Origin of the sequence: Blautia sp. AF17-9LB, from assembly GCF_003479185.1 — a bacterium.
GTDB lineage: Bacteria > Bacillota > Clostridia > Lachnospirales > Lachnospiraceae > Fusicatenibacter > Fusicatenibacter saccharivorans.
The window spans coordinates 35,882-50,528 of the sequence record NZ_QUGU01000017.1 but is presented as its reverse complement, the minus strand read 5'-3'; the positions used below and the strand labels follow the sequence as shown (position 1 = coordinate 50,528).

Here is a 14,647-nt window from a genome sequence, read left to right as displayed (position 1 = left end):
AGGAGGAAAAATCAAATGGCTATTAAATATAAAATTGATCAGCATCATGTATGCTTCCCAACCAAAGTCCTTTCTGACAAAGTTGGTCGTGTATTAAACATGGTTATCAAAGAAGATACGGATAACGGTACAGTTTGCGGCAAAGGAAAATATGTAAGCTTTGACCAATATGAGGTTGCAGATGCACCAGCTGGTTTTGAAGGAGAAATTCTTGAGCAAGCTGCTGACGGAAACTGGTATGTAGAGGTTAAGAAAGTCGATCCAAATGCACCAGCAATTCTTATTTATGAAGTTCCTGAAATTGCAGAAACCTATAATAGTGAATTTACCAAAACTTCTAACTTCTTCAACGCAGCAACAGCCGAAAGAACAAAAACAGTTAGAGGACTTGTGCTTACAGTAACAGACGTTTATGAGCTTAGTGGAGATACATTTGACGGAACACCTGTAGCTGGTAAGAAAGTAACTGTTGAAGCTGGAAGTCAGAAACACAAAGTTTCAGAACTATAAAGAAGGGAGGAATAAGCAATGAATAAGATGAATTTTAGCGCACATGTGCTTAATGTATTCGATGAAATGAAAACTTCTTATGAAGAAGTAAAAAATCTGATGTTCGATTTATATAAAAATGAACTCGACGATGGAATTTCTAAGAGAGAGGCTGAAGATAAACTTAGAGAAGTATCTCTAAAAATTTTCGGTCTTACCAAAGACTCTTCTCGTAGAGAAAGAGAACGTGCTTACAGAGATCATGCTCGTCAGTATTTCGATGTAATTGAAGAAGTAACTGATTGGACAGTTTCTACAGGACTTAAAGAAAATGAGTGGTTCAACGCACTTGTTAATTACAGAAACCTTAAAGAGGGAGATACTAATCTTTTCGTTAATGAGCATGAGGAAGTAATTCTTTCTATAGCAAGAATGGGTAAGAGACATCACGATACAATGCTTCAGAGATTACCAGAGAACACAACATATTCTGTAGAGACGGATGTTTATGGTGCTGCTGTTGGTGCTGATATTGATAGATATCTTATTGGACAAGAGGATTGGACAAAACTTGTAGACGCTATCACTAAAGCATTTGTTGTAAAGATTCAAGAGCTTATCTTTGCTGAGATTCTTGAAGCACCAAAGAAACTTCCGGCACAGTCCGAGTTCGTACAAACAGGTGCGCTCAACACAACAAATAGAAAGAAATTCAATAAAGTTCTTCAAAATGTATCTGTTGCAAATGATAATGCAGATGTAGTTATCATGGGAACAATGGTTGCACTTCAGGAGCTTGAAAACCTTATCGATGTTAAATGGGTTGCTGATTCTCAGAAAGAAGATATTGCAAAGATGGGTCGCCTTGGAAATTACGGACGTTACACGCTTGTTGAAATTCCACAGAGATTTGCAAGAAACGATGTAACTAAGTCCATGTACAAGGATGACACTCTTTTCGTATTTGCAACTGGTGACAACAAACTTGTTGATATGGTTGATGTTGGTGAGACTCTTATCGAGGAAATCACAGAGCGTGGAACAGCTAATAGTAACATCGCTGATATCATGAAATACGAAGTTCAGAGAGAGCTTGGAGTATCTACAAGAATTGGTCGTTACTTTGGTTCATGGACCATTACTGACTAATCTAAGTAATAAAAATATATTAGAGGAGTAGTTTAACCGCTACTCTTCTATTTTTTAATGGAGGGAAAGCCATGCCGACAGCACGAGCAAAAAAGGAAACCGCTACTGCAACTAGAAAAGTAGCTACTAAAGTTGAGACAAAAACAACCGTAGAAGAACCAATTGAAGAAAAAATCGAAAAAGAGAAAAAGGTATTTACAGATTCAGATTATATTCTGTGTCGATCAGTATGTTATGGTGGATTAAACATCACGTCTCAATCTGGAAATGTTTATGAATTCAAAGATTATGGATATGATTGCGAAATCAATTATCGTGACCTGGTTTCTTTGATTAGAAAAGGTTCAGACCATGTATTCTTACCAAGATTTGTTATCCTGGATGACGATTTACTGGAAGATTTTCCTACTGTAAAAAAAGTATATGAGAAAATGTATACAAGAAATGATTTGCTCAAAATTCTTGATATGTCTACAAGACAGATGGAAATGGAAATCAAAGAGCTGCCAGAAGCTACAAGAACCATCCTGGAACAGATGATTGCTACAGAGATTGCTAATGGTCATCTTGACAGTATTGCAAAAGTAAGAAAACTCAGTGAAATCTTTGATTCGGATTTTAATCTTCTAAGTGAATTATTTGTTAAATAAAGGAGGTTAAGATGATACTTCCTTATGAAACTATCTTTTCAAGGGCATTGGGAAAAATTGATGATCCGAAAGAATTAGCATTAAACTCTAATGATTTTTATGAGATTTACACCGAAAGACTACACAATGTACTTGGAGATGCAAGAATCAGAAGACTCTTCTCTTCTATTGTATTGGACGATGAATTTCAAGAAGTTTCTTTTAATCTTGTAAATACAATAGATGAAAGTTCTGATATTGAATATGTGTGTAAACTATTTGTTCTAGGGATTACAATTGAATGGCTCAGTCCAAGAGTCGATTCTTTGAATTATACCATTATGATGGTTGGTGGAAAAGAAGAAAAAATGCTAAACAATCCATACAGATTGCTTCAGACAAGATTAGAAAATGTACAGAAGGAATTAAGTAAGACTATTAGAGATCATGGTTATCTTTATAACTCTTATATTAATAATGGTATATAATATGGATTATTTATATGGAACTTTTTCTGACGAGCAAATAAAAAACGCAGCATGTTTAATGCACAAAAATATTCATAGATTACTTTTATATAAAGATAAGCTAGTGACAGACAGAATTTTTAATTCAGATGATGATTTTAAAAAATACTTTGAAGATATTCTATTTAAATTCGGTGGACTTAATACATTATTAGGTTATCCAAATGATATGCTGCTTTTAATTTCGACATTACAGGCGGCATACGATCTAATAGATAGTCCAAAATATAGTTATAGAATATTTAGAAAAGCTATTCTAGATTCTCATGGATATATTAAAGCTATGTTAGAGGAGGTAAATAGTCATGCCAAACCTATCAACAGCTAGACGTATATCAAGCATACGATTAAATGATGCAAAAACAATTGGTGAAATAACAAAAGAAAACTCAGATTTTCTTATGGAACAAACATTTGATCATGACATCCAGGCAAAAAAGTGTTATATATATGATTTTTACCATGATGATCAGCCAGATAAAAATCAGAATATGACTTATGACAATACAACCAAAACTCCAATTGATGCAAAGTTTATTATTAATTCTTATCAGTCTATAGATAAGGATCAGGTTCCTTATTATCTACAATTTCGTCCGTCTCAAAAATATTCTTTTTCCGAGAATGATGATTTGTATTATTATGAAACAGATTATCACGAACGGTATCTAGCCGATTTTCCGATTGGGTTATTCGTCGATATCCCAGATGATAATAAAATTTATCATAAATGGTTAATTGTTGGAAGAGAAATTGCAAACCAATTTCGGAAGTATTTAATTCTTCCATGTGATTATAATTTGACATGGATTGAAAAAACTGGTCAGAACAGAATCAAACGAAAAATGTGGGGAGTTCTTAGAAATCAAAATTCGTACACAACTGGAAAATACAGAGATCACTACTTTGCCCACCCAGACAACCAGGATAAAATCTGGTTCCCATTAAATCAAATTACTGAAAAGTTTTGGTATAACGATGATGTTAACAAAACAATGCGTCTTATTATTAGCGCGCCAACAGAACATCCTTTGGTATGGTCTGTAACAAAAATAGAAAACACAAAACCTGTCGGAATCCAAAAGCTTACAATTTATCAAGATTTTTGGGATGAACATAGAGATTATATTGAACGTGACGAAAACGGCAAGATTATTGGTATGTATGCTGATTATTATGATTCGTCTGTTATCCCTGTCGAACCATCAACGCCTGGAGAAATTGCCGGTATAAATAAAACAATTATAGCATCTTCCACCAATGTAAAAGTTGGTGGCAGTTACAAACTGTTTACTATAAAAATACTAGACGAGGATCACAATGACATATCTGATCAATATAAAGGAGGAGAATTTACTTGGAAATGCTCCGTAGAAAATAATGAATTATCTGATTATGTATCGTGGTCAAAATCTGGTTGTAAATATAATCAAATTAAAATGAAATTTATCAACGATCGAAATTATTTAGGGAAATTATTATTAATATCATGTGATGTTTCTTTAAATAATAACATTATTCGAGTTGCTGAAAATTTTGAAATTACTGTATAGGGGGTATATGAATGAATAAAATAAATGAATACTCCTTTCATACAAAAGATGATATGCTTAATAAATTACGCGCGTATACACATAATCCAGATGATGATAATATTCGTATTAAAAATCAAGTATATCAAATATTATTACACTGTCCAGAATTACTGTATGCAATTCATGATGCAGAGTTGGAATCCGAATTATTTGACGATGATGGAAATTTGAACGTTGATGAAGATGGCGAACCATTAGGTGAGTGGGATCGTTATTTTGGTGAAAATGCCCATATCCGTCCATACATATTTTTCCCAGAAACAGAAACAGATTCTAGGAATTATGTATGTTATCAAACAAGTTTTAGCGACTTAGCAAGATATAATAATTCTGTAAAAACACTTCTTCTTACTTTTACAATATTTATCCATGAAAAAGATGTCATAGATGATCTTACTGGTTTACCAAGACATGATCTAATTGCTGCAATATTGCGAGATAGATTTGCATGGATTGGAACTGAGGTTGAAAATCCGATTCCATCTTTGGATAAAGAATCAACGATGGATAATAATTATCTTGTGCGTACTTTGCAATATCAAATTATTACATCAAACAATATTACAAAAACAGAGAATGGTAAATCCTTCTATAGTAATAAAAGGTGGTAAATTATGGGGTTTGCGAATAATGATCTTGTACAAAGTGCAATTGAAGCACAGATAGCAAATGAAGAAAACAATGAAGAAGAATATTTAGATTTTAATCCTCTTCAACTATATTTTGGAGATGATTATGTAGTGAATGATAAAATCACAATTCATCAGCCATCAATTCAAGACTATATAACATACGGAGAAGAAAATATACAATCTGTTATTTATCCATTTATTTCAAATACAACAAAATGTCGTTTACAACTTTGGAACAATGGAATTGACTGGAATGATATCACAAATCAGCAATTGTTTTCCATTTTGATCAAAAGTATTGATTTGGAATATTCAAAACTGATGTTTGGTGATATTGATTTTCATGGTTTTTCTTTCTTTACCGAAGAAAAAGATGGAAAAGAAAGTGTTATTTTATATAATCCTATTCAAGATATAAAGATTGACGAACCAACACGAATTAAAATGTGTAAATATATTCAATATATGTTTCATGCATTTCCGCCAGAAGAGGAATTTACTTCTAGTAAGACTCTTAAAAGAGATCTTATTAATAGAGACAAACAGAATTTGCTGGCGATGAAAAGAGACAATTCTTTAAAACCACCAAATCTATTATCCATGATTTCTTTCTATCTGAATCACCCTGGATCGAAATATAAAAAGAATGAACTGCGCAATGTTGGAATTGTGGAATTCTATGATAGTGTACAAAGACTTCAAATTTATGAATCAACACATGCTGTCATTAATGGCAGTTATTCTGGATTTGTTGATACATCAAAAATTCCAAAAAATGAATTTAATTTCATGCGAGATCTTAAAGGATCTGCATGATTTTTTTATACAAAAATTTAAGGAGGAAAAACAAATGAGTTTTAAATTAGGTGACAAAATCTATAAAGAGATTCTATACTTTTACGCAGAAGATAAAGGTACTGGTATTCCACAATATGTACTCACCCAATTAAGTGATGCAAATATTGAAATCACTGCTGAATCTACAGATGTTACCGATAAAAATGGCAATCTTGTAAAGAAGATTTGGAAGTCTAAAGCAGGTACTTTTTCTGCAACAAATGCTTTTGTTAACACCAATATCGTTGCTGCATCTTCTGGATCTCAGCCAATCTTTGCATCTAAAAGTGGTAAAGTTAAAATGCCAAGACTGATGCATGTTAAAAATGGTGTTAAAACCGTTACGATTACCGGATATGTAGAAGGTTCTGTAAAAGTAGCTCAGTATTTTGGTGATGGTTCTATTGGAAAAACATATACTATGGATACGACTGCCGCTACAGATAAATTTTCTATTGCGAAAGAAGGTGCTGTACTAACTCTTCCATTAGATGAAGATGCAGAAATGTTCTTTATTCGCTATGACCGTGAAGTAGAGACAGGTGCTGTAATCCACAACAGAGCAGATAAATTCCCAACATCTGTATACGCAATTATGAAAGCTACATACTACAATCCATGTAAGAAAAATGATCTAAAAGCAGATTACATTGTAATGCCATCATTCCAGGTATCTCCGGAAACCACTGTTCCAATTAGTGCTGACACTGCAACCATGGATTTCAAAGGCGATCTAGAGATCGAATATTGTGGAGATGACAAGATTCTGTATAGCGTTTACGATGCTGATGAGGTTGACGAAGACTGATTCTAATCAGAAGGGAGAAATAAATGGCAAATAACAGAGTATGCCTTACTTGTGGTAAGGCTTATGAGTATTGCGGATATTGTCCTACGAGCAAGAATCTCCCGATGTGGATGAATCTGTTTGATACAGAAAATTGCAAAAATGTTTTTGAAACTGTAAGCGATTACGCTCAAGGTGCAATAAGTAAAGAAACAGCAGTTACCGACCTATCATTATGTGATTTATCAAAAGTTTCTGCATACAAGGAAAATATCCAAAGACTTGTATCAGAAATTATTGATAATAAGAATGACAAAAAAGTTACTGCGACTAAAAAAAGAGAACAAGCTGTAAAGATTGTTCCAAAATCTAAAGTGAATAAAAATAGTGTTGATTGATATATGAGAATTATAGGGGTACGTATATATCAATTATATGCACCCCTATTTTTTACGCTTATATGTCAGGAAGGAATAAAAGGAAAAATGAAGTTTGATAAAGAATACGCGACTTCTTTTGTTGACGAGTATAAATATCTAAAAGAATACGGTATTCGTTATGAATTCGTAAAGGTCGATGATACCGGAAAAACTGTTTGGAAATATAAAAAGACACCGGAATTATTTGAAGCATTGAAAAATTTTTACATCAACAATGAATATTATGATTAGCAGGTGTGATTATGAAAATTTATTTAGATAATGCTGCCACTACTCCATTAAATCAAGAGACAAAAGATTATATTATATCTATTTTAGACGATTATTATAATCCATCCAGTGCTTATCAGGAAGGAAGAAATATTCGAAACAAGATTAACGAAGCAAGAAAAAATATTGCTGATTTTATTCATGCAGATGAAAGTAATATTTTGTTTACTTCTGGAGGATCGGCGTCTAATACGTTAGCAGTCAAAGGATATAAAGACCAAAATGACTGTGTCATTCTGTACTCTCCTATTGCGCATAAATCAATTTTAAATTATGTAAAAACAGTTAGAAATGCTATTCCATTAAAAGTCAATGGACAGGGCGAAATTGATTTTGATGATTTGAATTCTCTTCTTTCTATATATCATAAAAGAAGTTTTGTGGTTATGGATTATGCTAATAGTGAAATCGGTACAATACAAGATGTAAAAAAGCTCACTGATTTGATCCATTTTTATAACGGGAGAATTTATGTTGATTGCACTGGATCGATCAGTCAAATTCCACTAGATGTCAAGAAATTGGATATTGATATTGCAGGATTTTCTGCGCATAAATTAGGATCTTTAAAAGGGTGTGGAGTTTTATATAAAAAGGATAATATTCAATTGTCTCCTATTATATATGGTTCACAAGAATATGGGCTTTTTGGTGGGACAGAGAACACACTTGGCATCTTAACTCTAGGATACGTTGTACAGCATTATAATTATGATCAATGTACACCAGAAAAACGTGATTATCTCGTGAAAACATTATCAGGATTAGTTCCAAATTTTTTTGTTGTTGGCTCGTATAATAATAGATTGCCATATAATTTATTCTTGTGTTTTGAAGGAGTATCTGGTGAAGCATTAATGACCTTACTTCATGAGTATGGTGTAATTGTATCTACTGGATCTGCTTGTAATTCTGGAAGTTTGAAATCATCTGATACCTTGCTTGCCATTGGAATGAAAGAAAAATATATTCATAATGGCATCCGTTTAACTTTGTGCGGATCAGAAACAAAAGAAGAATTAGATTACATATGTAATCAAATAAAAAATTGTGTCATGACATTGAGGAACTTAACATAGGTTGCTCATGGTTATGGGCGTAAAAGTGTATTATCACTCTCCTATCATATCAAAATTATGGAGGGCAAAATTATGAGAAATATTAACTGGCTCGTTAGAGTAAAAAATAAAATGTTCTGGATTTCATTAATTCCAGCGGTAATCGTACTTATTCAAACTATTGCTGCAGTATTTGGTTTCACAATTGACTTGAGCGAGTTTGGAGACAATTTAGTTAACGTTGTTAATGCAGTGTTCGTAGTATTGGCAATTTTAGGTATTGTAATTGATCCTACGACAGCAGGTGCTGGTGATTCAGAGAATGCTATGACTTATACAGAGCCAAAGGCTTAGAAAGTGTAGGTGTAACGTGGAACCTATACGTGATTTTTTTGGCATAGACTGGAAGGCGTTCGGAATAACAATCTTTGTAGCGTTGCTAGGATTCCAGGCAATTATTCAAGTATTACATTGGTTTTTATTTGAATTCTTTGGAATAGAAACTAAAGCTATGCGTGAGAAAAAAGAAGAACATGAGTTACTACTTTTTACTCAGCAGAAGATCCAAGATTTGGAAATCAGTCAAAAAAATGATGAGAAAGAACTCCATCGTAGTAATAAAGAGCTGAAAGAATGTATTGAAAACCTGACAAAGATGTATGTAGATAAGGAAATTGATGATATTCGTTGGGAGATATTAGACTTCTCTTCTGCTGTAACATGTGGTCGAAAATATAATCGTGAAACTTTTGAACATATTTTTAGAATGTACGAAAAATATGAAATGATTCTTCAAGAAAATCATTTAGAAAATGGACTTGTTACTGAGAGTATGGAAGTAATCAAAGAAGTTTATCATAAACAGCTCAAAGACGGAGTTATCAAATAAAAGATGAGTTTCATTCAATAATATGACCGCGAATTATCGCAATAAAATTCGCGGTCAATAAAAGAGAAAGAAGGTCTTTATATGTTAAAAAAATTATACAACAAATTTATAAGTATGATTGTCGAAAAAACAAAGCAGTCAATATATAAAGACATGAAAAGTGATTATGATAAGTTGTTAATCAAAGATTAATCACCGTCTGTTTGAGAGGTGAAACAATATATTTGGATTTATAATATGCTTAAAATTTGGAGAAAAAGCAAAAACATTAGGATTTGGAAAAATCCTTAGATATACTAACGCTTGTATCCGTAATATGTAAATTAACAGCGGAGAAGATTTCTAGGGAAAAAGAATATGTCATATGAAAAAGCTGTAAATTTTGTAACAGATAGTATCAATGAAGTAAATCTTAAAATAAAAGAATAATTATAATATTTAAAAGGAAGTGATTACAATCGCTAGATCTAAATTTAACGTAGATAAGGACACAAGCAAACGTACTTATAATAATATAACTTTTGATTCAATTTTAGAAATGAAATATTATCGTGATGTGCTTTGCCCATTAGTGGAGAGTGGCGATGTGGTGGATTATGAATTACAGAAGCCATATGAGCTACAACCAAAGTTCAAACACGACGGAAAAACTGTTCAGCCAATAAAATATGTGGCTGATTTTTTTATTGTCTATAAGGATGGACATGAAGAAGTTATTGACACTAAGGGATGCCCTGACAGTGTTGCACTGATTAAAAGAAAACTATTCTGGTACTGCTATCCAGATGTTAACTATAAATGGATTTGTTATTCCAAGATCGACGGAGGATGGCAGGAATACGAGATCGTGAAAAAGAATCGGGCAGAAAGAAAACGTAAGAAAAAAGAAACTCAAGAGGCAAACAATGTATTCCAGTGAAATAGATGATATTTTAAAAAAGAGAAATTATTGTTTGCCATCACACTTGTATTTCAAAATAGTAGATAATTCTTCTCAAATTTGTCAGGTGAAGTATGATGCTTATTCTGATAAATATAGTATTCATACAGATGACGGATATCATTGGGAAGTTAGAGTTTATCAGGAATAAAAAGGAGAAAATAAATGATTACAAAATATGTAAAAATTAAACCGGTTATTACACTTGCAGATGAGAAAAAAGCAATTGACTTCATTGTAGATTATATGTTTGAAGGCGGTGAGTATACACCGTGGAATAAGGAAGCTGCACTTATTACTGCTATTGCTGTTTATTTTATTGACGGTGTTGAATTTGAAAAAGACGATGTAATCTATGATTGTGTTATGCAAGACCAAAATCTTCATGCGCATGTAAATAAATTTTTCTATAATGTAGATAAATCAGATAAGAAAAATGATATTAATTTTACGTATATCAATACCAAAAACCATGTGATGGAAAGTGTACAAAAGATTGTAGATTTTAAACTACAAAAAATGATTCATTGTACGGATGAAAAACATGAAATGTATACGGAAATTGCAGAAATGGCAAATGCTGTAGCAAATATTGGACGAAATGTTCAGATTGCTGCAAAACCTGTTCTTGAAAATCCAGAAAGCATTGGAATGATTATGAATATTCTTAAAAAAATGAATGAAAGTAAAATGCTTAACGCAAAAGCAATTCGAGATGTGATGGTTGATACCGTAATGGATGTACAGAAAAGAATGACAGGAAAATAATAAATAAAGCAAGAATACATTAAATCTTCTGGCAGTCAAATGCCAGGAGATTTTTTAATTTATCAATATGGAGGTGGTGGTAAAAATGGGTAATATAACAAAGGAACTACAAAAGCTACTGAAAGATTACAATAAAAAAGTATTACAATCTGTTCCTACAATGGCACGTCAAATTGCAACTGATGCAGAACCAGAATATAGAAAAATTATTAATGAATCAATTAATCAATATTATGCAACACACAAAGGAGACTTTAGCGAGGGTAGATTAGAAAACATGACTGGCAATATAAGTGCTGAAGGTTCATCTATAATTTTTGAAGATACAGAAGAAAACGTTCCAAATTATCACGGATTCTGGGGACAAGAACTAACAAACGAAGGTGTGTTTGATTTGATGTATTTAAAGGGTGAACATGGTAATGGTAAGTGGCATCTTGTAGATACTACTCCTCCACCATTTGATTATGTTGAGCAAGAACTGGTCAATGGTAGATTAGATAAAATCATTGATAATTCAGTACATAAAGTGCTTGATAATATAGAATTATAAAGGTGGTGAAAAAATGCCAAAACAACATACAATTAACCTCGAAGCTGTTATAAAAGCTGCACTGGATAAAAATAGCGAAAAAATAATCGATGATTTTGAGAAGAAAATTACTGAACCAAAAGAGATTAATATCAAAACAGATGAAGCATCTAAACAGGTTAAGAAGCTGTCTGATGAGATTGAAAAAGAACAAAAGAAACATACTCAAACGTCTAGAAAAAGAAATAAAACTAAAACAGCTACTGAACAAAGTACTCCAAAAAACGCAGATAAGTATGTACAATCAACAATATATGATAAAAAAGGACGTCCATCTACTTCTCATTCGTATACGTATGCTGATGGAAAACAACAATCTTATAACAAGAATGGTAAGTTAACATCTGAGAAGCAGACCGTCGTTGATCTTCAAAAAGCATATTCTCAGTTAAATAAAGACGTAACAGAATATTATTCATTAAAGACAAAAGAAGCAAAAGGCAAAGTAGCCACAGAGGATAAACAGTATGTTAAAGGTCGGATTTCTGATTTAGTTAATGAAATGTCTGCAAACCGAAAATATATTGCAGATGCAAAAAAGCAAGGTTTTTACAATGATGAATTGGAGCAAAAAGCTTTTAATCATTTTCGTAGAAAAGCTAATGGCTACAACACGTATGTCGATGAGAAAAATGCTACAATCAAAGCTTATGGAAATGATGACAATACTGCTATTCGTCAGGGACAGCGTTCGAAACAACTAAGTAATTATGCTGGACAATCTACAGATGCAATTGAAAGAGCAAGAACGCTTGATACAACTATAACAGGTTTGGAAAAAGAATTATCAAACCTTGTTTCTTCTGGCACATCAATGGATCAAATTAAGTCAAAATTTGATGAATGTACTTCTGCTGGTAAAGAATTTAAAAATGTTATGACTCTAGTCAATAGCACTATGGAGAAAACATCTAAAAAAGATACCGTCATTGGAGATTCAAATGCAGCAAAGCTTCAAAATGCCATTGATAAAAAAGTAGCTCAAGCAAAAAACCTTGTCTCAGATAGTTCAATGAAACAATTTGACGCAAAAGTTGAAAAGCTTAAATCTCAGTACGCTGGACAAGATGGTTCTGCAGACGTTTTATCATCTTTAGAAAAAATAGTGAATACCATACATGACAAACAGGCTAGTATAAAAGCAGAATTAGCAAAAGGATCTTCTGGAAATTTAACACAAATTGCTTCGGATGCTGATATTTTGAATGCAAAGCTTAATGAAGTTGAAACTACCGCGAAAACGCTTGGAACTTCACTTTCAAAAAATCTAGATGGTACCACACTTCAGAGAACTATTGATAAAATTGATAATCTTGTAAAAAATTCCGACGGTTTTGCAAGCAAATCGCAATTAGAAAAATTAAAGACTCTACGAGATTCTTATACTAATAGTGATTCCGGAATTACAAAAGCGGTCAACTATGATAATTCTAAAATCATTTCTAACATCGAACAGGAAATTAATGCCCGTAAAAAATTAGCAGAAGTTCAGAAAGAATTACAAACTGGAACATATTCCGCAACAGAAGCTGGATATAAAAATACTCTTTCTAAGTATGTGGGGCAAACTTCTGAGTCACTGACTCGTGCAAGAGAAAGTCTTAAGCAGTTTAAAGAGATTCGTGAAGATTTTCAAAAATCATTAAAAGATACGAATGTTTCTGATCTTAGTGATGAAGAGGTTGAGCGTCTTAGTAAAAATCTTCAAAAGATGACTGAAGAAGAAGAAAAATATAAAACTGCGATAAAACAGGTCAAAGCTGAAGAAACTGCAACACTAGCACCTGGGGTCGCTTTACGTGCGTCAAATGAGATGCAATCTTATATCAATAACAATAGTAAGGCATGGAAGAAATATAAGGCGCAGCTTGAAGAAGTTCGTGATGCTTATAAAAATGTAACAACGGAAGGGCAAAAGTTAGAGGTTGATGCTAAAGCAAGAGATTTGAAGGCAAAAATTTCTGCTGAAGGATTAACAGGAGCAAACATTTGGCAAGATACAAAACGTGCTATTAATCAAATTGCTCAATTTACGGGAATTTACGGCATGTTGCAGAATGTCGTTATGGAAATTCCATCAAAGGTTGTTTCTAATGTAAAGGAAATTAATGATGCTCAAATTGAATTAGCAAAAGTTGCAAGTGATGCATCGGAGAGCCAATTAAGTCAGTACTGGGATAAGGCTGCTGAAAGTGCCAAGAAATATGGTGCTACAGTTAGTGATGTAATTAGCAGTACTGCGGATTGGAAACGTCTCGGAGCTTCTCTTGATGACGCAAAAGAATTGTCTGACATGACTACTCTTCTGCAACGTGTCGGAGATAACATGACCCAGGAAACATCCTCTTCTGGTCTAATTAGTGCATTGAAAGGTTTTCAACTAAAAGCAGATCAAGCACAACATATCGTAGATGTGGCAAATGAGGTAGCCAATACGCAGCCTATTGATACAGCAGGTATTTTTGAAGCAATTGAAAGATCTGCATCATCTCTAAAAGCCGCTGGCAATACGTATGAACAGGGTGTTGCGCTTGCCAGTGCAGCGAATAGTGTAATTCAAAATCCGGAAAAAATCGGGACAGCACTAAAAACGATCTCAATGCGCATAAGAAGCGCCGAAACAGATCTTGAAGAAGCCGGTCTTGACACTGAAGGAATGGTAACTTCTACTGCCAAGCTTCGAAAAGAAATGCTTGCACTTAGTGGCGTAGATATTCTGAAAGACAAAGATACTTTTAAGTCTACTTATCAAATTCTTGATGAGTTAGCAAATAAATGGTCTGATTTAACAGACATCCAGCAGGCAGACTACACTTGCCTGTATGTACAGAAATGTGCATAAGAGAACACATCTAAAACCAGTAAAACCTAATGCTCTATCACTACAATATGGATGAAACATGCTGATATGAATGTAACGAAAGTAAAACAACGATAGAGATTCTATATGGTCAAAAGCCTAAGTAGAAATTTTGCTAATTATTTTAAATTAGAAATGGTAGCTTGGTCGCAAAGTCCCGAATAGGGATGTGTCAAACGAGTACC

Annotated in this window: 19 protein-coding genes; all 19 read left to right on the top strand. The window is 33.1% G+C overall.

The window, feature by feature from the left end; all coding sequences use genetic code 11:
• Positions 1-15 precede the first annotated feature (15 nt).
• The 19 genes from DWX00_RS15880 to DWX00_RS15795 all read left to right on the top strand — a co-directional run bounded on the left by DWX00_RS15880 (position 16) and on the right by DWX00_RS15795 (position 14,444).
• The gene (locus DWX00_RS15880; protein WP_118595717.1) at positions 16-510 is read left to right on the top strand and encodes a hypothetical protein; all 495 of its coding nucleotides are present in this window, start codon (positions 16-18) and stop codon (positions 508-510) included.
• Positions 511-528: 18 nt separating this feature from the next.
• Positions 529-1,638, top strand: coding sequence for a hypothetical protein (locus DWX00_RS15875; protein WP_118595716.1), 1,110 nt, complete (start codon positions 529-531; stop codon positions 1,636-1,638).
• 71 nt (positions 1,639-1,709) lie between these two features.
• The gene (locus tag DWX00_RS15870; RefSeq protein WP_118595715.1) at positions 1,710-2,288 is read left to right on the top strand and encodes a hypothetical protein; all 579 of its coding nucleotides are present in this window, start codon (positions 1,710-1,712) and stop codon (positions 2,286-2,288) included.
• 11 nt (positions 2,289-2,299) lie between these two features.
• On the top strand, positions 2,300-2,755 hold the full coding sequence (locus DWX00_RS15865) for a hypothetical protein (protein ID WP_118595714.1): 456 nt from the start codon (positions 2,300-2,302) through the stop codon (positions 2,753-2,755).
• Position 2,756: 1 nt separating this feature from the next.
• Positions 2,757-3,122, top strand: a complete 366-nt coding sequence (locus DWX00_RS15860) for a hypothetical protein (RefSeq protein ID WP_147398274.1) — start codon at positions 2,757-2,759, stop codon at positions 3,120-3,122.
• Positions 3,100-4,347: a hypothetical protein gene (locus tag DWX00_RS15855; RefSeq protein ID WP_118595712.1), complete on the top strand. Its 1,248-nt coding sequence runs from the start codon at positions 3,100-3,102 to the stop codon at positions 4,345-4,347. The genes DWX00_RS15860 and DWX00_RS15855 overlap by 23 nt, the downstream gene beginning before the upstream one ends.
• A gap of 11 nt (positions 4,348-4,358) precedes the next feature.
• Positions 4,359-5,000, top strand: a complete 642-nt coding sequence (locus DWX00_RS15850; protein WP_118595711.1) for a hypothetical protein — start codon at positions 4,359-4,361, stop codon at positions 4,998-5,000.
• Positions 5,001-5,003: 3 nt separating this feature from the next.
• Entirely contained in the window at positions 5,004-5,837 is an 834-nt protein-coding gene (locus tag DWX00_RS15845; RefSeq protein ID WP_118595710.1) for a hypothetical protein, read from the top strand.
• A 34-nt stretch (positions 5,838-5,871) separates the two neighbouring features.
• Positions 5,872-6,666 (top strand): hypothetical protein, encoded by a 795-nt coding sequence (locus DWX00_RS15840; protein ID WP_118595709.1) that lies wholly within the window; start codon positions 5,872-5,874, stop codon positions 6,664-6,666.
• A 23-nt stretch (positions 6,667-6,689) separates the two neighbouring features.
• Positions 6,690-7,043 (top strand): hypothetical protein, encoded by a 354-nt coding sequence (locus DWX00_RS15835; RefSeq protein ID WP_118595708.1) that lies wholly within the window; start codon positions 6,690-6,692, stop codon positions 7,041-7,043.
• Positions 7,044-7,130: 87 nt separating this feature from the next.
• Positions 7,131-7,316 (top strand): hypothetical protein, encoded by a 186-nt coding sequence (locus tag DWX00_RS15830; RefSeq protein ID WP_118595707.1) that lies wholly within the window; start codon positions 7,131-7,133, stop codon positions 7,314-7,316.
• Positions 7,317-7,327: 11 nt separating this feature from the next.
• A complete protein-coding gene (locus DWX00_RS15825) occupies positions 7,328-8,434 on the top strand; it encodes a cysteine desulfurase family protein (protein ID WP_118595706.1) in 1,107 nt (368 codons plus the stop codon).
• 72 nt (positions 8,435-8,506) lie between these two features.
• Positions 8,507-8,767, top strand: coding sequence for a phage holin (locus DWX00_RS15820; protein WP_118595705.1), 261 nt, complete (start codon positions 8,507-8,509; stop codon positions 8,765-8,767).
• Between the two features lie 16 nt (positions 8,768-8,783).
• On the top strand, positions 8,784-9,302 hold the full coding sequence (locus tag DWX00_RS15815) for a hypothetical protein (RefSeq protein ID WP_118595704.1): 519 nt from the start codon (positions 8,784-8,786) through the stop codon (positions 9,300-9,302).
• Between the two features lie 448 nt (positions 9,303-9,750).
• Positions 9,751-10,221 (top strand): DUF1064 domain-containing protein, encoded by a 471-nt coding sequence (locus DWX00_RS15810; RefSeq protein ID WP_118595703.1) that lies wholly within the window; start codon positions 9,751-9,753, stop codon positions 10,219-10,221.
• Positions 10,208-10,393, top strand: coding sequence for a hypothetical protein (locus DWX00_RS19500; protein ID WP_147398273.1), 186 nt, complete (start codon positions 10,208-10,210; stop codon positions 10,391-10,393). Before DWX00_RS15810 ends, DWX00_RS19500 begins: the two co-directional genes overlap by 14 nt.
• Before the next feature lie 14 nt (positions 10,394-10,407).
• Complete coding sequence (locus DWX00_RS15805) at positions 10,408-11,010, top strand: hypothetical protein (RefSeq protein ID WP_118595702.1); 603 nt, start codon at positions 10,408-10,410, stop codon at positions 11,008-11,010.
• A gap of 85 nt (positions 11,011-11,095) precedes the next feature.
• A complete protein-coding gene (locus DWX00_RS15800; RefSeq protein ID WP_147398272.1) occupies positions 11,096-11,563 on the top strand; it encodes a hypothetical protein in 468 nt (155 codons plus the stop codon).
• Positions 11,564-11,576: 13 nt separating this feature from the next.
• A complete protein-coding gene (locus DWX00_RS15795; protein ID WP_118595700.1) occupies positions 11,577-14,444 on the top strand; it encodes a phage tail tape measure protein in 2,868 nt (955 codons plus the stop codon).
• Positions 14,445-14,647: the final 203 nt, after the last annotated feature.